Origin of the sequence: Mesorhizobium sp. M1078 (assembly GCF_040318615.1) — a bacterium.
Taxonomy (GTDB): domain Bacteria; phylum Pseudomonadota; class Alphaproteobacteria; order Rhizobiales; family Rhizobiaceae; genus Mesorhizobium.
The window spans coordinates 18,122-40,137 of record NZ_JAMYMP010000013.1; the positions used below are offsets into that span (position 1 = coordinate 18,122).

Annotated in this window: 26 protein-coding genes and 1 pseudogene; 9 read left to right on the top strand and 18 right to left on the bottom strand. The window is 62.5% G+C overall.

Annotated features, from left to right (window positions below):
• The first annotated feature begins 23 nt into the window (after nucleotides 1–23).
• The 3 genes from NKH38_RS18040 to NKH38_RS18050 all read left to right on the top strand — a co-directional run bounded on the left by NKH38_RS18040 (nucleotide 24) and on the right by NKH38_RS18050 (nucleotide 1,887).
• A complete protein-coding gene (locus tag NKH38_RS18040; RefSeq protein WP_023752261.1) occupies nucleotides 24–635 on the top strand; it encodes a glutathione S-transferase in 612 nt (203 codons plus the stop codon).
• On the top strand, nucleotides 635–1,252 hold the full coding sequence (locus tag NKH38_RS18045) for a uracil-DNA glycosylase family protein (protein ID WP_352745890.1): 618 nt from the start codon (nucleotides 635–637) through the stop codon (nucleotides 1,250–1,252). Before NKH38_RS18040 ends, NKH38_RS18045 begins: the two co-directional genes overlap by 1 nt.
• Nucleotides 1,253–1,395: 143 nt before the next feature.
• Nucleotides 1,396–1,887, top strand: a complete 492-nt coding sequence (locus tag NKH38_RS18050) for an Lrp/AsnC family transcriptional regulator (protein ID WP_023669013.1) — start codon at nucleotides 1,396–1,398, stop codon at nucleotides 1,885–1,887.
• Between the two features lie 48 nt (nucleotides 1,888–1,935).
• Here NKH38_RS18050 and NKH38_RS18055 read toward each other — a convergent pair whose 3' ends face one another.
• The 12 genes from NKH38_RS18055 to moaA form a co-directional block, all read right to left on the bottom strand.
• Nucleotides 1,936–2,505 (bottom strand): DUF3299 domain-containing protein, encoded by a 570-nt coding sequence (locus tag NKH38_RS18055; protein WP_352762132.1) that lies wholly within the window; start codon nucleotides 2,503–2,505, stop codon nucleotides 1,936–1,938.
• Between the two features lie 102 nt (nucleotides 2,506–2,607).
• Nucleotides 2,608–3,312, bottom strand: a complete 705-nt coding sequence (locus NKH38_RS18060) for a DNA alkylation repair protein (protein WP_352762131.1) — start codon at nucleotides 3,310–3,312, stop codon at nucleotides 2,608–2,610.
• Nucleotides 3,313–3,321: 9 nt separating this feature from the next.
• Nucleotides 3,322–4,191: an NAD(P)-dependent oxidoreductase gene (locus NKH38_RS18065; RefSeq protein ID WP_352444271.1), complete on the bottom strand. Its 870-nt coding sequence runs from the start codon at nucleotides 4,189–4,191 to the stop codon at nucleotides 3,322–3,324.
• A gap of 103 nt (nucleotides 4,192–4,294) precedes the next feature.
• On the bottom strand, nucleotides 4,295–5,209 hold the full coding sequence (locus tag NKH38_RS18070) for an ABC transporter permease (protein ID WP_352762130.1): 915 nt from the start codon (nucleotides 5,207–5,209) through the stop codon (nucleotides 4,295–4,297).
• On the bottom strand, nucleotides 5,206–5,922 hold the full coding sequence (locus NKH38_RS18075; RefSeq protein ID WP_023669007.1) for an ABC transporter permease: 717 nt from the start codon (nucleotides 5,920–5,922) through the stop codon (nucleotides 5,206–5,208). The genes NKH38_RS18070 and NKH38_RS18075 overlap by 4 nt, the downstream gene beginning before the upstream one ends.
• Before the next feature lie 75 nt (nucleotides 5,923–5,997).
• Entirely contained in the window at nucleotides 5,998–6,783 is a 786-nt protein-coding gene (locus tag NKH38_RS18080) for an ABC transporter substrate-binding protein (protein WP_023688509.1), read from the bottom strand.
• Nucleotides 6,784–7,102: 319 nt separating this feature from the next.
• Entirely contained in the window at nucleotides 7,103–7,606 is a 504-nt protein-coding gene (gene mobB, locus NKH38_RS18085; protein ID WP_023690740.1) for a molybdopterin-guanine dinucleotide biosynthesis protein B, read from the bottom strand.
• Nucleotides 7,603–8,235, bottom strand: a complete 633-nt coding sequence (mobA, locus tag NKH38_RS18090; RefSeq protein ID WP_352638304.1) for a molybdenum cofactor guanylyltransferase MobA — start codon at nucleotides 8,233–8,235, stop codon at nucleotides 7,603–7,605. Before mobA ends, mobB begins: the two co-directional genes overlap by 4 nt.
• A gap of 7 nt (nucleotides 8,236–8,242) precedes the next feature.
• Nucleotides 8,243–9,163 (bottom strand): DMT family transporter, encoded by a 921-nt coding sequence (locus NKH38_RS18095; protein WP_352444278.1) that lies wholly within the window; start codon nucleotides 9,161–9,163, stop codon nucleotides 8,243–8,245.
• A 226-nt stretch (nucleotides 9,164–9,389) separates the two neighbouring features.
• The gene (locus tag NKH38_RS18100; protein ID WP_023669002.1) at nucleotides 9,390–9,746 is read right to left on the bottom strand and encodes a hypothetical protein; all 357 of its coding nucleotides are present in this window, start codon (nucleotides 9,744–9,746) and stop codon (nucleotides 9,390–9,392) included.
• 96 nt (nucleotides 9,747–9,842) lie between these two features.
• Entirely contained in the window at nucleotides 9,843–10,343 is a 501-nt protein-coding gene (locus tag NKH38_RS18105) for a hypothetical protein (RefSeq protein ID WP_352762129.1), read from the bottom strand.
• A 52-nt stretch (nucleotides 10,344–10,395) separates the two neighbouring features.
• Nucleotides 10,396–11,391: a GTP 3',8-cyclase MoaA gene (moaA, locus tag NKH38_RS18110; protein WP_031193366.1), complete on the bottom strand. Its 996-nt coding sequence runs from the start codon at nucleotides 11,389–11,391 to the stop codon at nucleotides 10,396–10,398.
• Between the two features lie 198 nt (nucleotides 11,392–11,589).
• Here moaA and NKH38_RS18115 point away from each other — a divergent pair, with 198 nt between their 5' ends.
• Both NKH38_RS18115 and NKH38_RS18120 read left to right on the top strand, forming a co-directional pair.
• Nucleotides 11,590–11,943: a gamma-butyrobetaine hydroxylase family protein gene (locus NKH38_RS18115; RefSeq protein ID WP_023668999.1), complete on the top strand. Its 354-nt coding sequence runs from the start codon at nucleotides 11,590–11,592 to the stop codon at nucleotides 11,941–11,943.
• 64 nt (nucleotides 11,944–12,007) lie between these two features.
• A complete protein-coding gene (locus NKH38_RS18120; RefSeq protein ID WP_352762128.1) occupies nucleotides 12,008–12,619 on the top strand; it encodes a pyridoxamine 5'-phosphate oxidase family protein in 612 nt (203 codons plus the stop codon).
• A gap of 26 nt (nucleotides 12,620–12,645) precedes the next feature.
• Here the strand turns inward: NKH38_RS18120 and NKH38_RS18125 are convergent, their stop codons facing one another.
• The gene (locus NKH38_RS18125; RefSeq protein ID WP_352638299.1) at nucleotides 12,646–13,098 is read right to left on the bottom strand and encodes a MarR family winged helix-turn-helix transcriptional regulator; all 453 of its coding nucleotides are present in this window, start codon (nucleotides 13,096–13,098) and stop codon (nucleotides 12,646–12,648) included.
• Between the two features lie 48 nt (nucleotides 13,099–13,146).
• Here NKH38_RS18125 and NKH38_RS18130 point away from each other — a divergent pair, with 48 nt between their 5' ends.
• Nucleotides 13,147–14,055, top strand: coding sequence for an alpha/beta hydrolase (locus NKH38_RS18130; RefSeq protein ID WP_023710493.1), 909 nt, complete (start codon nucleotides 13,147–13,149; stop codon nucleotides 14,053–14,055).
• A gap of 45 nt (nucleotides 14,056–14,100) precedes the next feature.
• On the opposite strand, the gene NKH38_RS18135 is transcribed toward NKH38_RS18130, so the two are convergent.
• Together NKH38_RS18135 and NKH38_RS18140 are read right to left on the bottom strand one after the other, a co-directional pair.
• Nucleotides 14,101–14,499, bottom strand: a complete 399-nt coding sequence (locus tag NKH38_RS18135; RefSeq protein WP_352638297.1) for a rhodanese-like domain-containing protein — start codon at nucleotides 14,497–14,499, stop codon at nucleotides 14,101–14,103.
• A 62-nt stretch (nucleotides 14,500–14,561) separates the two neighbouring features.
• Nucleotides 14,562–15,170, bottom strand: a complete 609-nt coding sequence (locus tag NKH38_RS18140; protein ID WP_023710494.1) for a TetR/AcrR family transcriptional regulator — start codon at nucleotides 15,168–15,170, stop codon at nucleotides 14,562–14,564.
• Nucleotides 15,171–15,270: 100 nt separating this feature from the next.
• Between NKH38_RS18140 and NKH38_RS18145 the strand changes: the two are divergent.
• Nucleotides 15,271–16,017 (top strand): annotated as a pseudogene (locus tag NKH38_RS18145) (SDR family oxidoreductase).
• 212 nt (nucleotides 16,018–16,229) lie between these two features.
• Nucleotides 16,230–18,110 carry a L,D-transpeptidase family protein gene (locus NKH38_RS18150; protein WP_352762127.1) on the top strand — a complete coding sequence of 627 codons (1,881 nt, stop codon included), beginning with the start codon at nucleotides 16,230–16,232 and terminating at the stop codon, nucleotides 18,108–18,110.
• A gap of 96 nt (nucleotides 18,111–18,206) precedes the next feature.
• On the opposite strand, the gene NKH38_RS18155 is transcribed toward NKH38_RS18150, so the two are convergent.
• The 3 genes from NKH38_RS18155 to NKH38_RS18165 form a co-directional block, all read right to left on the bottom strand.
• Complete coding sequence (locus tag NKH38_RS18155; protein ID WP_352762126.1) at nucleotides 18,207–18,677, bottom strand: hypothetical protein; 471 nt, start codon at nucleotides 18,675–18,677, stop codon at nucleotides 18,207–18,209.
• Between the two features lie 91 nt (nucleotides 18,678–18,768).
• Nucleotides 18,769–19,509: a lysozyme inhibitor LprI family protein gene (locus NKH38_RS18160; RefSeq protein WP_352638291.1), complete on the bottom strand. Its 741-nt coding sequence runs from the start codon at nucleotides 19,507–19,509 to the stop codon at nucleotides 18,769–18,771.
• 82 nt (nucleotides 19,510–19,591) lie between these two features.
• Nucleotides 19,592–19,849: a PepSY domain-containing protein gene (locus tag NKH38_RS18165; RefSeq protein ID WP_023668990.1), complete on the bottom strand. Its 258-nt coding sequence runs from the start codon at nucleotides 19,847–19,849 to the stop codon at nucleotides 19,592–19,594.
• 356 nt (nucleotides 19,850–20,205) lie between these two features.
• On the opposite strand from NKH38_RS18165, the gene NKH38_RS18170 reads away from it, so the two are divergent.
• A complete protein-coding gene (locus NKH38_RS18170) occupies nucleotides 20,206–21,978 on the top strand; it encodes an adenylate/guanylate cyclase domain-containing protein (protein ID WP_023730571.1) in 1,773 nt (590 codons plus the stop codon).
• Nucleotides 21,979–22,016 lie beyond the last annotated feature (38 nt).

The following is a 22,016-nucleotide window of genomic DNA, read 5'->3' on the forward strand; positions in this document are numbered from 1 at the left end:
AGGACCAGATCGGGAGGATAAGCATGAAACTGTTCGACGGCGGCCGCGCCCCCAACCCGCGGCGAGTACGGGTTTTCCTCGCCGAAAAGGGCATCGCAGTGCCGCTGGTGCCGGTCGACATGGGTGCGATGGGGCACAAGCAGGAGCCGGTCAGGTCGCGCAACCCGCTGCAGCGGCTGCCGGTGCTCGAGCTCGACGACGGTACCATCCTCACCGAATCCGTCGCCATATGCCGCTATTTCGAGGAACTGCATCCCGAACCGGCGCTGTTCGGGCAAGGCGCGCTCGGCAAGGCCAAGGTCGAGATGTGGCAAAGGCGCATGGAGTTCAATCTGCTCAGCTGCGTCGCCCAGGCTTTTCGCCACATCCATCCGGCGATGAAGGAATGGGAAATTCCGCAGATCCCCGAATGGGGCGAGGCCAACAAGGCGAAAGCGGTTGAATTCCTGAAACTGCTCGAGCCCGAACTGGCAAACTGCGAATTCGCCGCCGGCGACGCCTATTCGATCGCCGATATCACCGGCATGATCGCCATGGATTTCATGAAACCGGCGCGCATCAAAGTGCCGGACGAGTGCACAAACGTGCTGCGCTGGTACAGTGCCGTCTCCAGTCGCCCGAGCGCTTCCGCCTGATGGAGGCGGAACTCGAACGCCTGACGGCAAAGGTCCGCGCTTGCCGCATCTGCGTCGACACTCCAGTCGGCAGGCCGCTGCCGCACGAGCCGCGCCCGGTGCTGCTGCCATCATCCAGCGCCCGCATCCTGCTCGCCGGCCAGGCGCCAGGCACAAAGGTGCATTTGTCGGGCATGCCGTTCACCGACGCGTCCGGCCACCGCTTGCGAAGCTGGCTGGGCGTAACCAGCGAGGAATTCTACGACACGGAAAAATTCGCCATCGTGCCGATGGGCTTTTGCTTCCCCGGCCAGGACGCAAAGGGCGGTGACCTGCCGCCGCGCCGAGAATGCGCGCTGGCCTGGCGCGCGCCGCTGATAGCACTGATGCCGCAGATCGACCTCGTTCTGACAATCGGCTCCTACGCGCAATCCTGGCATATGGGCGCCACGCGCCGGCCGTCGCTGACCGAAACCGTGAAGGACTGGCGCACCATCTGGGATGCGCCGGCCAGCCCGAAAGTGCTGCCGCTGCCACACCCGTCATGGCGCAACTCAGGATGGCTGAAGCAGAATCCATGGTTTGAAATGGATTTGCTGCCGTTTCTGAGATCGGAAATCCGCTATCGCATAGATTAGACTTTAAGCAAGATATCACTCGCTTTTGTGCCATCCGGCAGAATTTCTTTCTTGTGAAAGGTCGAAATAAGAGGGAGTATAGCCAATCTATTCCCAAAGCGCGTCGCGCCCGAGGGAACGCGGCCTGCACCAGGAGCACCTCAATGGATCGCCTCGACAGAAAAATTCTCCGCCTCCTGCAGGAGGACGCGACGCTCGCGGTTGCCGATGTCGCCAAGAAAGTCGGCCTGTCGACGACGCCGTGCTGGCGCCGCATCCAGAAGCTGGAGGAAGAGGGAGTCATCAAGCGGCGGGTCGCCATCCTCGACCACGAAAAGGTCAATGTGCGCGTCACCGTCTTCGTGTCGATCCGCACCAATTCGCACAGCCATGAATGGCTGCGGCGTTTCTCGGAAGTCATCCAGGAATTTCCCGAAGTTGTCGAATTCTACCGCATGAGCGGCGACGTCGACTATCTCCTGCGCGTCGTGGTGCCCGATATCGCCGCCTATGACGCCTTCTACAAGCGGCTGATCGCCAAGATCGAGATCCGCGACGTGTCGTCGTCCTTCGCCATGGAGCAGATCAAGTACACGACCGAAATGCCGCTCGACTACATGCTGCTGGACAAGGAATCCGGCGCCAACGCGGCCTGAGCGCGGTTGTCCGTGACTGGGTGGTGACGCTGCACAAGCAGGCGGCGCTTAGTTTTTCTTTTTGTTGAGGAAACTCCAGGGCGAGTTGACCGGCAGCGTAATCGTGTCCGGCACCGTTTCGACTGCCACCACATCGGCTTTGCGTACGGTGTAGCCGGACTGGATGATGCTGACGCCGTCGAGAATGAACAACTGGCTCTTCTCCAAGCCGGGCCGCAAGGCGCCGGTCACGGCAACCGACTCATAGGCCTGCGACATCTTGTAGGGACGGGCCGGCGTCACCAGCACGATCTGGTTGGGCGGCGGCGTCGGCATGTGGCTGCAAGCGCCTGTCCACGGCACCAGCAGGAACTGGTAGACGAGATCGCCATCACGGTCGACCGGCAATGCATAGCCGGCTAATTGTACCGTCTTGTCCTGCAGGTTGAGCGACAATGTCTCGCCACGATCGGGCAGTTTTGCCGCAATCATCGGCAGGCCGGCATCTTCGGCCACCGCCTGCGTCGCCGGGCGGAGATCCTTCCAAAAGATATGCGCGGTTTGCGCTGAGGCGTCGAAGGTACCGGCTGTCAACAACGCGGCTGCAAGCGCGAGGGTCGATTGGAGATGTTTGGTCATAGGCCGAGTAAAGACGTCCTGGCCAATTGCGTCAACGCTTGAGCCGCATCATATGTCTGCGAGAGCCGGCGGCCAGGTTGCGCCGGCAAACGGGTTGCCAGGTCAGCCTTTTCTGGCGGCGATCCGCTCGATGATCTTGGCATTGGTGAGTTCCCGTACGGCGTCCTTGCCAATCCAGCGAGCCGTCTTGTCGGTCGACTGGGCCAGCCGTTCGGCCACGGCAAGGGCAGCACCGTGCATCTCCAACGATCGCTTGCCAATCGAACGAAGCGCCCAGTTTGCCGCCTTCTTTACGAAATTGCAGCTGTCGGCGGCATGCGCTTCGATGATCGGCAGGAAGCCGAGGAAAGTCGCCACCGGCTCCTGCTTCCGGTGCACGACGGACCACGCCATCATGGCAAAGGCCGTGCGTCGAACGAACTCGCGCTCGTCCGCCGCGAACTCTTCAATCAGCTCCTTCCAGGCGTCCGTGTCGACGAAGAGATCGGAGACGCCGTCGACGATATCCCAGGAATCGAAGGACGCGGCCCATTGTCGTGCATCCGCGGCTGAGAAGCGCTTCGGGTCGGCCGTGACGGAAGCGATGAACTGCGCCTCCATGATGCCGGTCTGCCAAAGCTCGAAAGCACGCTCGTGGTTGCGCTTGATCTTTTTGGCGATCTGCCGCTGCATGCCATGCGAGATGCCGAGCGCGCGCTCGATCTTGATGCCGTAGCGCAGCATACCGCGGCGATTGTCCTCCGAGCCGATCGAGCGCAAATGGGCGACGATCTCATCGGCGCTCGATTGGGGCGAAAGCTCGGCCATTGCGAACGCCTATTTTTCCAGGCGCGCCAGCAAGGACGAGGTGTCCCAGCGCTTGCCGCCCATCGCCTGCACATCCTTGTAGAACTGGTCGACAAGGGCGGTCACCGGCAGTCTCGCGCCATTGCGGTCGGCTTCATCGAGGCAGATGCCGAGATCCTTGCGCATCCAGTCGACGGCAAAGCCGAAATCATATTTACCGGCATTCATCGTCTTATGGCGGTTCTCCATCTGCCAGGACCCGGCAGCGCCCTTGGAAATCACCTCGATGACCTTCTCGATGTCGAGCCCGGCCTTCTTGCCGAAATGGATGCCTTCGGCCAGTCCCTGAACCAGCCCGGCAATGGTGATCTGATTGATCATCTTGGTGAGCTGGCCGGCGCCCGACGGACCCATCAGCCCGACCATGCGGGCGAAGGCGTCGATGACCGGCCTGGCCTTGTCGAAGGCAGCCTGCTCGCCGCCGACCATCACCGTCAGCACGCCGTTCTCGGCGCCCGCCTGGCCGCCGGAAACCGGCGCGTCGAGGAAGGAAAAGCCGGCCTTTTCGGCGGCGTCGGCCAGTTCGCGCGCCACTTCGGCCGAAGCGGTGGTGTTGTCGATGAAGACGGAGCCTTTTTTCATCGCGGCGAAGGCGCCATTGGCCCCGGTCGTCACCGAGCGCAGATCGTCGTCATTGCCGACGCAGGAGAAGACGAAATCCTGGCCCTCTGCGGCGTCCGCCGGCGTCGCGGCAAACTTGCCGCCATGCTGGGCCACCCATTGTTCCGCCTTCGCCGCGGTGCGGTTGTAGACGGTGACGTCGTGGCCGCCTTTGTTCCTGAGGTGCCCGGCCATGGGATAGCCCATTACGCCAAGACCGAGAAATGCCACAGATGCCATGAGTTTGCCCTTCAGACGGAACGGAATTGTCAGCGCAAGCTCTAGGCACTGCACTCAATTCGTCAAGACGCGCATGAGCCGATCGACTGGTACAGCCGAACGCTCAGCGCATCAGATGAATGGTGATCCGCCGCTCGATCCATTCGACGCCGTGGCGCAGGATCTCGACCATCACCAGATAGACGATGGCGACCCAGACATAGGCCTGGAAGTCGAAGGACTTGGCGTAGGCCAGCTTCGCGTTGCCCATCAAATCATAGACGGTGATGATGGCAACGATCGCAGAGGCCTTGATCATCAGGACGAGTTCGTTGCCATAGGGCCGGAGCGCGACGATAAACGCCTGCGGCAGGATGACCTTGCGCAGCGTCTGCAATTTGTGCAGGCCGAGCGAAGCAGCGCCCTCCCATTGACCCCTCGGAACACTCTCTATGGCGCCGCGCAGGATTTCGGCCTGGTAGGCGGCGGTGTTGAGCGCGAAGGCGAACACGCCGCAGTTGAAGGCGTCCTTAAAAAAATCCCAAAGCGTGACTCTTTCGATCGCTAGTCCCGATGGGATGCTCACGTAAGGCAGAATTTGGAACCAATCGCTGACGACCGGTAGGTAAAGTCCAAAAGCGCTAAGTTCCGGTCTGAACGAGCCCAGGCCGTAATAGACGAGATAGACCTGGACCAGCAGCGGCGTGCCGCGGAAGAAATAGACATAGCAATAAGCCAGGACGGACAAATAGCGGTTCTTCGACATGCGGGCATAGGTGACAGGCAGCGAAAAGAGCGCGCCGAGCACCATCGAGATGGCCACCAGCGCAAGCGTGGTTCCCAAGCCCTGCAGATAGGCAGGCGCGTATCTGGCGAAGAACTCGCCATGCCAGGCGTAAACCAGATAGACGGCGATGCCGATGCCGAACAGGATCCAGAAGCCCACCAGCGCGTAGCCGACGATACGGGCCCGCGGCCAGCCCCGCGCCCGTGGTGGTGGCTTCTCGATGTCGACGGCGGCGCGCGTCACGACGCTCATCGTGCCTCCCTCCGCCCGAGCGAACGCAGGATGAAGCCGGTGGCGATCGACGACAGGATGGCAAGGATAAGGAACACCATCGCCGCGACGCTGTAGAACAGGAAGGAATGTTTGGTGACACGGGCCGCCACGCCGGCGTTGCGCAAGGTTTCAGCCAGATTGACGACCGACACCAGGGCGGTGTCCTTGAGCAGGCTCAGCCAGCAATTCTCGAGGCCGGGGAAGGCGATGCGCAGCAGCTGCGGCAGGATCACCTTGCGCATCGTCTGCCATTTCGACAGCCCGATGGCATAGCCGCCTTCATACTGGCCCTTCGGAATGGCGCGAAAGGCCGAAAGGAAGACTTCGCTGGAATAGGACGAAAAGATAAGCGACAGCACGATCATGCCGGCGAGGAAGCTGTCGACATCGACCGTCGCTTCCGGCCTGAACAGACGGATGACATACTGCAAGAGGATCGGCATGCCGAAGAAGAACAGGAAAAGCGTCACCAGTTCCGGCAGTCCGCGAAACACCGTGGTGTAGATGTTGGCAGCCACGCGAAGCGACGGCTCTTCGGATTGTTTCGCCCAGGCGACGAAAAAACCGATCGTCAGGCCGATCGGCAGTGTCGCCAGCGCGAGCGCAATGGTGACCAGTGCGCCATAGGCAATATCGTCAATCCAGCCATCGGGTCCCCAAGTGAGAAGTATCCATATGTTCTGGCTTGGCATTGACGGGTCTTGTCTCCACTTCTGTCAGGCCAAGGCGGCAGGAGGAAACTTCCCCTGCCGCCTTGTTTCAGACGTTCAGGACTCGGCGCCGAAGACGTCGAACTTGAAGTACTTGTCGTTGATTTCTTTGTACTTTCCGTTAGCGCGGATTGCGTCGATGGCGCTGTTCAACTTGTTGACCAGATCCGTCTCGCCCTTGCGCACGGCGATGCCGGCGCCCGGTCCAAAGATATCGACCGGCTGCGGCGAGGGCTGGCCGAGAATCTTGCAGCAGGCGCCATCAGGCGAATCCAGGAACTGCTGCAGCACGACGATATCGTCCTCGATCGCGTCGAGACGCCCGTTGGCGAGATCGGCCTGCTCTTCGGGGCTGCTCGGATAGCCCTTGACCGTGCTGTCCGTATAGGTTTTCGAGGCGTAATTGAAATGCGTCGTCGTGGTTGCGACGCCGATGGTCTTGCCGGCCAGGTCTTCCTTGGTCACGCCCTTGAGGGTCGAATCCTTGGGTACCGCGATCGCCGACGGCGTGTTGTAGTATTTGTGGGTGAAGTCGACCTTCTCGGCGCGCTCCGGCGTGATCGACATCGAGGCGACGATGGCGTCGAACTTGCCGGCCTGCAGAGCCGGAATGATGCCGTCCCAATCCTGGGCGACGAAGGTGCACTTGACCTTCATCTCGTCGCAGAGCGCCTTGGCGATGTCGATGTCGAAGCCCACGAGCTGGCCGTCCGAGGTCAGGTTGTTGAATGGGGGGTAGGCGCCTTCGGTGCCGATTCTCAGGGTCGTTTCCTGAGCCTGGGCGACGCCGAGCGTCAGCAGCGCAGCCGATGCGGCGAGCGCGATACGCAGTGCAATACGCATGATAGTCCTCTCTTTATGGCTCCCGGCCGTCGTTCCGGAACGGCTCTGTGGGGCGGTGCTTTTGACCGCCCGCTGGCGCGATACTCCCACTGTTTTCGGGAGAAAAGCAACTGTAAAACCGTTGCTTGCGGGATTTGCGGGTCCAGCCAATGCCGACGCCGGGTTAATGCATGTCTCCCAAAAGTGCGCAGCGGTTTTGGGACGACGACATGCATAAATAAAACAACCTGAAGCGCGTCGCATGAGGCCGTTCAGGCGCGACGCGCTTAGACAATGCAACGGCTGAAGAGGGCGGCTGACCCGGGCGAGGGCAGGGGCCTCAAGGTTTGAGGCCGGTCATGCGCTCGATGAAGTCGGCTATCCCTCCCGTGTCGTCGAGATCGAACACAGGCAGGCTTTCGCCGGTAACCGCGAAGTCGGCGGCAATCGCCACGATATGTCCGTCGTTCGCCGACAGCGGCGAGCGGTCCTTGGCCTCCCGCCGCCGGGTCTCGATCTTTTTGTGCGCCTCGCGCTTGTAGCCTTCGACCAGCACGATGTCGCACGGGGCCAACCGCGACAGGACCGTCTCCAGCGTCGGCTCGTCCTCACCGCGCAATTCATGCATCAGCGCCCAGCGTTTGCCCGACACCACCGCGACTTCGGTGGCGCCCGCCTGGCGGTGACGAAAGCTGTCGGCGCCAGGCTTGTCGATGTCGAACTCATGATGGGCGTGTTTGACCGTCGACACTGTCCAGCCGCGCCGGACGAGCTCTGTGACCAGCTTCTCGGTCAGTGTGGTCTTGCCGGAATTCTTCCAGCCGGTGATGCCGAAGATGTTCATGGGCCGATGCTCTGCAACAGACGCTCGGCCACCGCAAGGTCGTGCGGTGTGTTGATGTTGAAGAACGGGTCGATCTCGTCACTGCCGTGGGTCAGCAACGGAAATTCCACTTCGACACAGTCGTGCCGCTCGATGAAGGCGGAGACGCGCCTGTTGTCCTCGTGGATCAGAAAGTGGCGGAGTGCCTGGCCTAGCCCAAGCGGCCACAGCGCGAAGGTCGGATGCTGCCGGCCGCCGGAACTGGCAACCGCAATCGAGCCTGGTCGCTCGTCAACAGCCGCAGCCAGCCTCACGACCAGGTCCACCGGCAGGAACGGCGTGTCGCCGGCGGCCGTCGCCAATGCCTTGAAAGCGGTATTCGCTGCCGCCCATTCGAGGCCGGTGAGGATTCCGGCAAGCGGTCCGGCATAGCCTTCGACCATATCGGCGAGAACCGGAAGACCGGCCGCGGCGAAGCGCGCCGGGTCACCATTGGCGCTAAGCGCCAGCGATCCGACCTGCGGCGCCAGGAGGGCAACGACATGGTCGAGAAGCGGACGCCCGCCAAGCGCCAGCAAAGTCTTGTCGCCGCCGCCCATGCGCCGTGACAGGCCTCCGGCCAGGATAATTCCTGCAATGTCTTGGCTCATGGCCAAGCTATATGCCGTCCGGCGCCATGTCGGGTCCAGCGCTTTCGGCTGCGGGTTTCTGCCGGCCAACGACCCGCTCGCGATAGAGCGCGTAGAGGCCGGAGCCGATGATGATGGCGGAGCCGAAGATCATCGGCAGGTCGGGGACATCGCCGAAGATGATGAGGCCAAGCAGCATCGACCAAAAGAGGGCGGTGTAGCGGAATGGCGCAATGAAGGAGATGTCGCCGGCCCGCATTGCCATGATGATGAACTGGTAGCCGATCAGCACCAGCACCGCCGCCAATGCCAAAAGTGCCGTGCCTTTGCCGGACATCGGCGTCCAGCCGCCCATCGGCGACAGCAGCACGGCGCCAACGATGGTCATGGCGATTGCCGTTGCCGTCGACACCAGCAAGGTCGGGATAGCCCTCGGGATGCGCTTGGTGGCGAGGTCACGAACTGCGCAACAGGCGACGCTGACGAGTGCGTACAGCGAATAGATGCTGAAGCCTTCGAAGCCTGGCCGCACGATGATCAGCACGCCGCCAAAGCCGACCGCGATCGCCAGCCAGCGCCGCCAGCCGACCGCTTCGCTGAATACGAGTGCCGCCCCCATCGTCACCGCCAGCGGCAGCGCCTGCAGCACCGCCGAGACATTGGCGATCGGCAGATGCGCTAATGCCACAAGGAAGGCGACGGTGGCGCCGGCCTCGGCGACCACGCGAAGCGCTACCAGCGGCTGCAGCATCGACCTCGGTCGCGCGAGCGCGCCTTGCTGCCAGGCGAGCAGGCCGACGAGCAGCGACGCAAAGGCGCCGCGCACCAGCATCACCTGCGCCATGTTCATCGATTCCGACGAGAACTTGGTGATGGCGTCGTTGAGGGTGAAGCCGATCATGGCCACCATCATGCACAGCGCGCCGCGAATGTTTGGGGAAAGAGGCAAGGGCGTTACCGGTTTTGCAAGAGCAATTCCAGGAAAAGTGTGAAACGGTTTTCCGTCCGGAATTGCGTGAAAACAAAGAATAAAGCGGTTCGACGTTTCGGCGAAACGGTGAACCGCCCAAGCCTGTAGCAGCCGGCGGCAAGACAGCAACGTCAAAGAAATAGGCCACGGATTTTCACCCGTGGCCCACAACATCGCTAAGAGGCTGGTCAGCCGACCAGCAGGCTCATTTCGGCGTCAGCACCTCGGTGCCGCTGCCGTTCTTGCCGGCGATGGTCCACAGGCCGTGCAGCGAGCCGTCATCTTCTACCTTGTAGACGACGAGACCGATTTCCTTGCCCATGACATAGCCGGCGGAAAAGGCATCGTCGTTGCGCATGCAGATGCCGTCCGACGATGATCCGCCCGTCTCCCAATGGATGGTACAGGTGGTCTCGCTGGTCAGCGTGATGGTGGCTTCGCCGCCATATTTCGAGCCGTCGAAATTGGTGCCCGCGACGGTGTAGCTGCCACCGATGGACTGTGCTGCGGCCGGCGCGGCGGCAAACCCAAGCATTGCAAGAGAAAGTAAGAATGTGCGCATGTCGTATTCCCTCAAACCGAGCGACGAGCCGCTATAGGCCGAAATTTAGGGCGGAACGCGATGGCGGTAAATCGGGTTTGCAGCGTCGAGAGCGATTTATTCCCAGTGTTGCTCAGCCCCATGCAGGCTGTCGCCGATAGCGCCGACCAGTGGGTCGTACTTGGCCTTGAGCGAGGCGGGATATTCGATCCAGACTGTATGGATTGCATCCTCTTTTTCGAAGACGATTCGGGTATAGAAGATCTTGTCGCCTTTGGTGCCTGAGACCACTGCCCAGTTCTTACCGGTTTTGCTGTAAGTGACCTTTTCCCCAGAGTCAGGGTCGGCTTTTTCCTTTTCAACCAGACTGTCGGGCGTATCTTCCGTCAGCTTGTATCCGCCGTAACAGTACAAGCTCGCACCATCGGGGCTAAGCCATTTTCGACCGTCGCCATTGAGGGACTCAGGCATCGGCTTGCTGAAAATCTGGCTCGGGAACGTGCACACCGTGCCATAGCGCGCATTGATGTAGGTGAACGGCTTTGCGAGCGCCACTGTGGTCGCCAATGATAGGGCCACGACCAGCGCTGACAGCCCGGTTTGGCAAACACGCTGCATGGAAATCCCCCTCGCTTCCAACGGAAGCATTCTGCACCAATCGCGGAGAAAATCAGCCGCCGGTGACGCTCATATGTCTCGACACCGACGGGCGGCTGGTGCGGCGGTCGATGATGAAATCATGGCCCTTCGGCTTGCGGCCGATCGCTTCGTCGATGGCAGCAGCGACCAGTTCGTTGCCTTCGGACGCACGCAACGGCGCGCGCAGGTCGGCGGCATCCTCCTGACCCAGGCACATATAGAGCGTGCCGGTGCAGGTCAGCCGCACGCGGTTGCAGCTTTCGCAGAAATTATGCGTCATCGGCGTGATGAAGCCCAGCCTGCCGCCGGTCTCTGCGACATGGACGTAGCGGGCCGGACCGCCGGTCTTGTAGGGGATGTCGCTCAGCGTGAACTGGCGCTCGAGCGAAGCGCGCAGCAGCGACAGCGGCAGATACTGGTCGGTGCGGTCGGCGTCGATCTCGCCCATCGGCATGGTCTCGATGACGGTCAAGTCCATGCCGCGGCCATGCGCCCAGCGCATCATCTCCGGCAGCTCGACGTCGTTGAAGTCCTTCAGCGCAACGGCGTTGAGCTTCACCTTCAGCCCCGCCGCCTGCGCGGCATCGATGCCTTGCATGACCTTGCCGAGATGGCCCCATCGGGTGATGGCGTGGAACTTGTCGGCATCGAGCGTATCCAGCGAGACATTGATGCGCTCGACACCGCAATCGGCAAGCTCGGCGGCAAAGCGCGACAGCTGCGAGCCATTGGTGGTCAGCGTCAACTCTTCCAGCGCGCCGCTCTTCAGGTGCCGCGACAGCTGGCGCACCAGATGCATGATGTTCTTGCGCACCAGCGGCTCGCCGCCGGTGAGGCGCAGTTTGCGCACGCCCTTTTCGATGAAGACGGTGCAGAGCCGGTCGAGTTCCTCGAGCGACAGCAGGTCCTTCTTGGGCAGGAACGCCATGTCCTCGGCCATGCAATAGGTGCAGCGGAAATCGCAGCGGTCGGTGACCGACACGCGCAAGTAGCTGATCGTGCGACCGAAGGGATCGATCATGTCCATGCGTTCAAGCATTCCCGTGGCTGCGAGTGGCGCCGTTATATACGGCTATGTGATACGATCCAACCCGCCATTCAAGATAGCCGCTCTCGATCTTTGGTGACATTCCCTGGCCGACATCCGGTGTCGGCCGGGTCCAAATGGCCTTTTCCGCGCGCGCGAAGCAGCGTAGGGAAGGGCGGATTGACGGGATGCAGAACAATGACGGCGCCGAAGGAACTCAGGGTCTCGAAGGACAGAAAACTGCTGTCCGTCACCTTTCCCGATCATCGGCCGTTCGAACTGCCGGCCGAACTGCTGCGCGTCGCTTCACCCTCGGCCGAGGTGCAGGGCCATTCGCCGGACCAGCGGGTGACGGTTCCCGGCAAGCGCAACGTGGCCATCCTCAAGATCGAGCCGGTCGGCAACTACGCCGTGCGCATCACCTTCGACGATTTTCACGACACCGGCATCTTCACCTGGAATTACCTGCACACGCTTGGCCACGAAAAGGACGCGCGCTGGAATGCCTATCTCGCCGAGCTCCAGGAGAAGGGACTGAGCCGCGACCGCTAGTTCGGCACTGTCGGCAAAACGTCATTGACTGGGGGTAACGCTGGCAAAGGTTCGGAGACGGGAAATGTCTGAGATCACATCGGTTGAACAACTTGAAGCGCTCTACGGCTTGCCCGGCGAAGCGTCGACGGTCAAGGAACTCGACCACGTCATTCCCGAATATGCCGCCTTCATCGAAGCCTCGCCTTTTGTCGCTCTGGCGACGAGCGGGCCGGAAGGGCTGGACTGCTCGCCGCGCGGCGATCTCGCCGGCTTTGTGCGCATGCATGACCCGAGAACGCTGATGATGCCAGACCGACGCGGCAACAACCGCGCCGATTCGCTTAAGAACATCATCCGCAATCCTCGCGTCGGGCTGCTGTTTCTTGTGCCGGGTTCGGGCACGACGCTGCGCGTCAACGGCCGCGCCCGCATCACCACCGACGCCGCGCTTTGCGCCTCCTTCGCCGTCGAAGGCAAGCCGGCGCGCTCGGTCACCGTGGTCGATGTCGATTCGGTCTATTTCCAGTGCGCCCGCGCCATCGTTCGCTCGGAGCTGTGGAACCCGGCAAAGCACGTCGACCCGAAATCGCTGCCGACACCCGGAACAATCCTGGAAGTCACCAGCCGCAAGAACATCAATGCCGGTACTTACGACAAGGAATGGCCGGAGCGGGCGAAGAAGACGATGTGGTGAGGTGGGAGGCGCGTGGATCGAACGGCTCAGGTATCCTTCAGCACGTCATAGATCTTGCGCATCTGTTCGCCGATCATATCGCACTGTTCCGCTGTCGACTGGCTCATCGCCTTTTCGATCAGCGCCATATGCACCTTCAGCGCCTTCATCAAAAGCTCCGTGCCGGCCTCGGTAAGCGTCAGCCGCAGCACGCGCTTGTCCTTCTCGTCGCCCTCGCGGCGCAGCAGGCCGCGCGCCTCGATCTGCGGCAACAGCATGGTGATGTTGGAGCGGCCGACCAGCAGTTTGCGGGCGAGATCGTGCTGCGACATGCCGGGATGGCGATAGAGGTTCATCAGCACGTCGAGCTGCGCCGGCTTGAGATCCAGCGGCGCCAGCTTTACCGCCAGCGCACGCTCCAGCACATGGCAGGCGCGCGCCACCGCGACCCAGTTGCGAAAGCGCGGGTTGTCCCAGGGCAGCTCTTGTTTAATGTTCATGTTTGAACTATTATGTTCATGCTTGAACGGAATGGATGGATCGCCACTATGGCATCATTTGGACTGAAGGTCATCCGGGGCGTGTTCGGCGCGGCCGAGCTTGTGGCGCCGCGTCTGAGCGGGCGCGCGGCCTTCGAACTGTTCTGCCGCACGCCGAGCGTGAAGGCGCTCAGCGACGGCGAGCGGCGTGCGGTCGACCGCGCCGCCGGCTTCATGGCCGAGGCGCGCCATCATCGGCTGACGACCAAGGCCGGCTGCGTCATGGTGCACGAATTCCGGCCCGAGCCGGGCAGGGCGTCCGCCGGCACGGTGCTGGTGGTCCATGGCTGGCGTTCGCGCACGGAATATATGCGGGCGCTGATCGAAGGCTTTCGCGATGCGGGCTACCGGGTCGCCTCGCTCGACCTGCCGGGCCATGGCCAGTCGCTGGGCCGTCATCTCAATATGGTCAATGCGGTCGAGGCGGTCAGGGTCGCCGGCGAATGGTTCGGTCCGTTCAAGGCGATCGTCGGCCATTCCTTCGGTGGCGCCGTCGCCGCCAATGCCATTGCCGGTTCGATCAAGGGTATCCAGCCCGTCGCGGCCGAGCGGCTGGTGCTGGTCGCCGCGCCAAGTTCCCTGCCGGCGATCTTCGCCGACTTCAGCCGCATGCTCAATGTCGGTCCGCGTTCGCAGGTTTCCATGGCCGATCAGGTGAAAAGGCTGTCGGGCCGGCCGCTGCATGAATTCACCGGCGACCGCCAGTTGGCTGAGGCGCCGGTGCCGACGCTGGTCATCCACGCGCCGGACGACCGCGAAGTCCCCGCCGATCATGCCACACGTTATGCCGGCGCCGGCAGCCATGTGCGGCTGCACTGGGCCGATGGGCTCGGCCACCGTCGCATTCTCGCCGACAAAGGTGTTGTCGAACGCGCTGTGACTTTTGTCAAAAACGAGCGCGAGCTGATACTGCATTGATTCCAATGGGTGTATTGTCGACTCCGACAACGCCGGAGCGGTGAGCTAACCGTTCTTCTTGCCGCCCGGCTCGACGGGCAATCCGGCCGCCTTCCAGGCGGTATAGCCGCCAAGGATGTGCTTGACCGGCGACAGCCCCATATCCTCCGCCGTCTTGGTGGCCAGCGCCGAGCGCCAGCCGCCGGCGCAAAAGAAGACGAAGCTTTTGCCCGAGGCAAAGAACGGCTTGTGGTAAGGGCTTTCGGGATCGATCCAGAATTCCAGCATGCCGCGAGTGACATGTTTGGCGCCGGGGATCTGGCCGTCCCGCTCGATCTCGCGTGGATCGCGCAGGTCGACGAAGATGGTGTCCTCGTCGTCGAGCAGCCCGGCCGCTTCCTCGGGCGAGACCACCTCGATCTCGGCATTGGCCTCGTCGAGCAACTCGCGATACCCTTTTTTCACGGATGATCCCTCCCGGCGCATTTCGCCGCCGACTGGATTCCCAGCACAAGCTCCGCGCTTTGTCACGCTGTTCCGACCAGCCCCTGCCACGCCGCCATCGCTCCGGCCACTGTGGCCATCAGCGCTTCGCACGAGGCGCCGTCGCGGGCCTGGATCGACATGCCGTGCTGGACCGTCGCATAGAAGGTCGCCGCCGCGTTGCTGTCGAAGCCCGCCGGCAATTCGCCTTCCGCCACACCGCGTTCCAGCCGTCTCAGCAAGAGGGTGTGGTTTTCGGCGCGGCGGCGGCGCAAATCATCGCAGATCGCGCCGCTGCTTGAATCCTGGTGCAGTGCGCCCAGCGCGATGAGACAGCCCTGCGGGCGGTCGTCCTGAGAGTACGCTTTTGCCGTCTGGCGCAGGAAATTCTCGATCGCCTGGCATGCCGTCGGCGCTTCGTCCAGCGCGCTCCAGATCTCGGTGCCTTCGTTGCGGGTGTAATACTCGGTCGCTTCCAGAAACAGCGCCTCCTTGCTGCCGAAGGCGGCATAGAGGCTGGGCGAGCTGATCCCCATCGCCGCGGTCAGGTCGGCGATCGAGGTGCCCTCATAGCCTTTGGCCCAGAACAGCTCCATCGCCTGCCGCAAGGCGGCGGTTCGATCGAAGGTGCGGGGACGGCCTCTTTCCGGCATGACGATCTTTTCTGTGTTGATCGATACATAATTCACTTGACGTCGCCAGGCAAGGTTGCCAGATATTTATGTATCGATCGTTACATAACGGAGAAATGACATGTCAGCGAACGGATTGAACGGCAAGGCAGCACTGGTCACCGGCGGCAGCCGCGGCATAGGTGCTGCGATAGCAAAACGGCTTGCGGCCGAGGGCGCCGACGTTGCCATCACCTACGTCAACAGCTCGGCGCCGGCCCAAGCTGTCGTCGCCGAGATTATAGCGGCAGGTGGTCGCGCGATCGCCATCCAAGCCGACAATCGCGACGCCGCCGCCATCGAAGGCTCGGTCACCGAGGCGGTGAATGCCTTCGGCCGGCTCGACATCCTGGTCAACAGCGCCGGCATCTGGCGCGCGGCGCCCATCGAACAGATGTCGCTGGCCGACTTTGACGAGACCATTGAGGTCAATCTGAGAGCGCCGTTCGTGGCCTCGAAGGCGGCAGCGGCTCACATGGGCTAGGGCGGCCGCATCATTTCGATCGGCAGCAATCTGGCCGAGCGCGTCACCGACACCAGCCTCAGCGCCTATTCGACCAGCAAGGCTGCGCTGGTCGGCCTGACCAAGGCGCTGGCGCGAGACCTCGGTCCGCGCGGCATCACCGCCAACGTCGTTCATCCCGGTTCGACCGACACCGACATGAACCCGGCCCAAGGCCCGCATGCCGAACACCAGCGGCGGAAGATGGCGACGCCCCGCTTCGGCAAGGCTGACGAGATCGCCGGCATGGTTGCCTGGCTCGCCGGTCCGGAAGGGCGCTTCGTCACCGGCGCCGCGCTCACCATCGACGGTGGCGCCAACGCCTGAAGCAGCAGCCGCTTTGACCGGTCTGGAGCGGCAACGCCGCGCCAGACGTCACGATGTTGTGAAACCGTTCTGCAACAGGCCTGCGGAAATTTATGGAAGCTTAACGAAATCGGTATGAATCGGTATGGTAGCGCCTTACATCCGCCATGCGGTTGGCAAGATCGTCTAGCGGCGCGGAACGGGAGCCGGCTTGCAGCCGGAGCGGGTGATTAATGAAATTCCTCGGAAATAAAGCCACCGTGATGCCGCTTGCAGTGGCGGCAGCACTGGCCTTCGGTGTGCCGCAGGCAAGCGCGCAAGGCCTGTTCGACATGCTGTTCGGCGGTGGCGTCAAGCACAGGCCGCAAGGCGAATTCCCGCCGCCGCCAAAGCGCAAGCCGAAGCCCGCCGTATCGGGCGGTGGCGGCACCAGAATCAGCAGCCCGTCCTACTACACCTACAAGGCCGACCGGCTGGTGCGCGTCGACTTTGCCGCATTGGTGGCAGCACCTCCCCAGGTGGCAACAGCTGAAGACGCCGCCTTTGTGCCGTCGGCAACCAGCACTGCCTTCCGTGAAGCCGTTGCAGGCCTCAGCGACTATGAACTCTATGCCGAGCCCGATATCGCCAAGGCACTGATTGCCTATTACTCTGCCAATCCTGATTTCATCTGGGTGAATGATGGCAATCCCAATGCCCGCGCCCAGGACGCGGTGAGGGTGCTTGGCGAGGCCGCGAGCTATGGCCTCGCATCGGCCGACTACACGGTCGAGGTGCCGGCAGCCAACGCATCGGCGGTCGATGCCGATGCCCATCTGAAGGAACTCGTGCGCTTCGAGATGGCGCTGTCGGCGCGCGTGCTGCGCTATGCCCGTGACGCCCAGAGCGGGCGCGTCGATCCCAATCGCATCACCGGCTACTATGAATTTCCGCCGAAGCCGGTCGACATGGAAGGCGCGCTCAAGACGCTGGCCCACACCCAGGAAGTGCGCACCTACCTCGAATCGCGGCACCCGCAGAACGCGGAATATCAGGCGCTGCGCGTCGAACTTGAATCGCTGCAGGCGAGCGCCGAAAACGAAATCGTCGTCGATCCCAAGCTGTTGCTGAAGCCCGGCGAGACCAGCGCCGAACTGCCGAAGCTGCTGACGCTGATCGCGCGCAATCTCGACGACGAGATGGGCGGCGCCTATGGCGAGATCCTGTCTCGTCTCGGCACCAGCGATGTCTATGTTCCCGAACTGGTTCCGATCATCAAGGCCGTGCAGGTGAAGGCCGGCATGAAGGGCGATGGGGTCATCGGCCCGCGCACCGTCGCCTCGCTCGCCGGCGCATCCAAGGCAGACAGGCTGCAGAAGGTGCAGGTCGCGCTGGAAGAATTGCGCTGGCTGCCGTCCGATCTCGGCAGCCCGCGGGTGTTCATCAACCAGCCCGCCTTCACCGCCAGCTATATCGACAATGGCGAGGAGAAGCTGAAGACCCGCGTCGTCATAGGCCGGACCACCAACCAGACCGCCTTCTTCTTCAAGGAGATCAAGCAGGTCGATTTCCATCCCTATTGGGGCGTGCCGCAGTCGATCATCGTCAACGAGATGCTGCCAAGGCTGCGTGGCGATCCGGGCTATCTCGACCGTGCCGGCTACGAGGTGACCGATTCGCGCGGCAGGCGGGTTCCCTCTTCCTCGGTCAATTGGGGCGCCTACGGCGCCAACATTCCCTACAGCGTGCGCCAGCAGCCGAGCGAAGCCAATGCGCTGGGCGAACTGAAGATCCTGTTCCCCAACAAGCACGCCATCTACATGCACGACACGCCGCAAAAATCCTTCTTCCAGCGCGATATGCGGGCGCTCAGCCATGGCTGTATTCGCCTTCAGGATCCACGTGGGATGGCGGCGGCGGTGCTCGGCGTCTCGGTCGACGACATCGCCGAAAAGCTCAAGCACGGCCATGCCAGCGAAGACGTGACACGCACGATTCCCGTCTATGTCTCCTACTTCACTGCCTGGCCGGACCTGTCCGGCAAAGTCGAATATTTCAACGACGTCTACGACCGCGACACGCGGCTGATGCAGGCGCTGGACGCGATCGAAGCGGTGCGTTCGCCGACGAGCTGAACCAGCGGAGTTCCTCGTTCAACGAAACGAGGAACTCACTTTGTCTATCTGGTTTTATTAGATTTTTGGCCGATGGACGGTCGCCCGTTCCTGCGATCAGCGCTGGATGAGCGGACGCCGGAAGCCGGCGTCGCGGCCCGCGATCAGCCAATAGACCAGGCCGGCTACGAGGCCGGCGGCGGCGATGATGCCGATATCGGCCCAGCGTCCGGCATCCTCTTCCGCGGCCGGCCAGACCAGGAAGAAGCCGGCTGCAGCGGCAGCGGCGCCAAACAGCATGTGCACCAGGAAATTGCGCAGGGCAAAGAATTCGGCGAGCAGCGCGAACATCAGCGTCTGCAGGCCGGTCAGCACGATCGTCAGGAAATAGACGACCATGCCGAGCGGCGGCCACAGCAGCACGACAATGGGCGAAAATTGCATGGCGCCGAAATAGTCCGGCGCGTTGGGCAATACGGCGAGTGCGCAATATATCGCCACGACCGCGAACAATCCGAGCAGCACCGAAACGAAATAGCCGGCAAGCATCATCAGGATGCGCTTCAAAACATGCTTAACCATGGCCATGCACCCCCGTGCCCTGCAACTGTTACGCGCACTCAGCCATCAAAGGCGGATCGGCGCAAGAGTGCATCCAGCAGTGCTTTGCGGCAAATCTTCAGGCGCCGCCGCATAGATGTTGCGAATCCGGCAAAACCCATGTGCCTTTTATCGTGAGGTCGACGCCGTAATAGACCCGCCCGCGCTCGTCGCCCTGCGGACAATCCCTCGGGATCGATATCAGGCACATGACGACAGGATCGCCGGCTTTCGAACTGGCAAGGCCAGGCTCCCGCTCGTAGGAAACCCCGGCGCCGCCATTGCTGAACCGCGCCAGGCTGCCGGCTTCAGGGCCGGCGGTTTCCAGCGGGTCGTCGCCGAGCCGCGTCGTCAGCGCGGTGATGTGGGTCAAGGCGCATTGGCCGATCGACGAGGGCAGGCGATGGTCGGGGCTGCCCGGATGGCGGGCCGCGGTGTCGAGCGCCTTCTTGCCGATCAGGGCGATGTTGTAGTCCTGCACCCAGGACGGCGCATTGCCGTAGGTCTGCAGCGCGTTGTTCTGGGCGCTGACGATGCAGGCAGCATCCTGCCCACAGGCGTTCCTGTCGGCGATGAGCGCACGGGCGATCTTGCGCTTGTCGCCGCCAAAGGCTGGCTCGAAACCCGTAAAGGCCTCGGCCACCAAGGCATCAATTGCCGACAGTTGCGGGTCGGCACAGATCGCCTTTTCCACCGGCAGGCTGGCTTTCCGGCAATCGAAGGACGGCCCGTCGGCACGCGCTGGACCAAGGCAGACCGCCGCGCCAGCCAGTGCGACGACAAGCGCAAGCGAGTTGGCAATTCGATTGGAAGAAAGCATGGTCGCCCCGTTGTCCGACAACTGCCACCATTCTAGGCGAAAACGCGGCGGACGGAATTGCCGAAGCGGTGCGGTATCGGCGCTATTTCGGTTCGGCGGTCACGGGATCGAAGGTGATTTCGACTTTCGCCTTGTCGGCGGTGTAATAGGTGACGGTGTACCCGTCCTTGTCCCAGTCGACCTCCTTCACATAGCGAAAGCCGTCGCGCTGCTCGACCTTGGCGATGATTGCCGACAGTTTCTGGGCATTCGTCGGCGGCAGTGGGCTGTCATCCGCGGCAAAGGCCGTCGAGCCAGCCAGAAGAACGACGACACCGGTCGCCAGAACAAGATTTCGCATGATTACCCTCATTTCACGTTGGTATGAACCGCACCGGAAACTCGCAGGCAGCACAGTTTGTTCCGAGAGCTGACATCGCGCAGCTTCCGTGAAGCCCTGGATCGCCGCGCTCAGAGCGACGGCACGCCAATATTTGCGCCAACGCCGGCCAACCATGAGTGCTGCCACGGCCCGCGCTGGACAACCCGATGGTGGTAGAGCTTTGCCCAAGACCCTGCTAGACTTCTGGTCCTGGCGGGGTGGCATGGCGCGCCAACCCCGCCGGAATCTTCATCTCTCAGCGCGCGGCGAAGTGTTTCAGGAACGGGTCGTCGCCTGTGCTGGACCAGAACCAGAAAGGGAGCGGGGGCTCGAACATGGCTGTACGGAACTACACCCGTCAGCTGGCGACAATCATTTCTATCGATGCCGTCGGGTTCTCCCGGCTGATGGGCATCGACGACGAGTCTGCTGTCGCGGCATTCGAGGAACGGCGCGACATCATCGCCGACAGCTGTGGCACATTTGGCGGCCGCACGTTCGGCGACGCCGGCGACAGCATCATGGCCGAGTTCGGCAATCCGATCGAGGCGTTGCGCGCGGCCTTTGATTTCCAGGGCCGCATCGTCGCCCTCAACGCCGAGGTTGCCGACGATATGCGCATGCCGTTTCGCGCCGGCATCAACACCGGCGACGTCATCGTGCGTGGTGGCCGCCTCTACGGCGACGACGTCAACATCGCCGCGAGAATCCAGGAATTCGCGCCGGGCGACGGTCTCGCCGTTTCGGAGACGACCTGGCACCATGTGAAGGACAAGACGGCGGCCGAATTCACCGATCTCGGCGAATTCATGCTGAAGAACATCGCCTTGCCGGTGCGCGTTCTGATCGCCGGCCGCAGCGGCAACGGATCCTCGCCGGCGGCGTCGTTCGCGGCCATTCCCCAGGCCAATGCGCAGCAGAAGCTGTCGTCCAAGGGGCCGCCGGCGATCGCCGTCCTGCCCTTCCACGCCGATGGCGGCGAGCATGACATCGGCTACATGGCCGACGGCATCGCCGAGGACATCATCTATGGTCTATCCAACACCAGATGGCTCTCGGTCATCGCCAAGGGCTCCAGCTTCCAGTTCCGCGACGACACGCTGGGCACCCGGGTGATCGGCAACGCGCTCGGCGCGCGCTACATCGTCAGCGGCACGCTGATGCGCAATGGTGGCCAGATCCGCCTCAACACCTCGCTGGCCGACGCATCCAACGGGCGGCTGGTGTGGTCGCAGCGCTTCGATCGCGATCTGGTCGACATCTTCAACCTGCGCGACCAGATCGGCGCTGAGATCGTTTCGATCCTCGACAAGGAGGTCGACCGGGCGGAACAGGCACGCACCTTCCAGGTTCCCTGGGAAAGCCTGGAGACCTGGCAACTGGTGCGACGGGGCCGCTGGCACATGAACCGGCGCACCCGCGGCGACACCGAAACCGCACTCGAGTTCTTCCAGAAGGCCTACCGCGAAGACGCCAATTCGAGCGCCGTGCTCAACGAACTGGCGTGGTGGTATTTCTGGCGGGCATGGCTGCGTTTCGGCGACAGCGACGATTTGAACAAGGTCGAGCAGTTTGCCCGCAAGGCGTTGCTGGTGGACAGCCTGGATGCGCGCCCGCACGCCCATCTCGGCGCCGTCGACATCATGCGCGGCGAACCGCGGTCGGCCGTCGACCATCTCGAGGAAGCGATCCACATCAATCCGAGCTTTGCCTTCGCGCGCTCGGCCATGGGCAGCGCCCAGCTGCTGCTCGGCAATGCCGCGACCGCGATACCGTTCTTTCTCGATACCGAGCGATTGAGCCCGTTCGACCTCTACCGCTTCCACAATCTGGGGGAACTGACGGCGGCCTATTGTTTGGTCGAGAACTGGCCGGCGGCGATCGCTGCCGCTGACCGCTCGCTCAACCTGTCTCCCGGCTATTTCTATTCCAGGTTCCTGAAGATCGGCGCGCTGATGCGAAGCGGCCGGCCGGAACAGGCGCGGCGCGAGATGACCATTTTCACCACCCGGCATCCCGATTTTTCAGAACAGCGTGTGCGCTGGATACCGTTCACCGACAAGGCCGCGAACGAGATCCTCGTCGCCAATTTCCGACTGGCCAAATGAACATGGCGTCAATGCTGGCTGGAACATGGACCAACTGT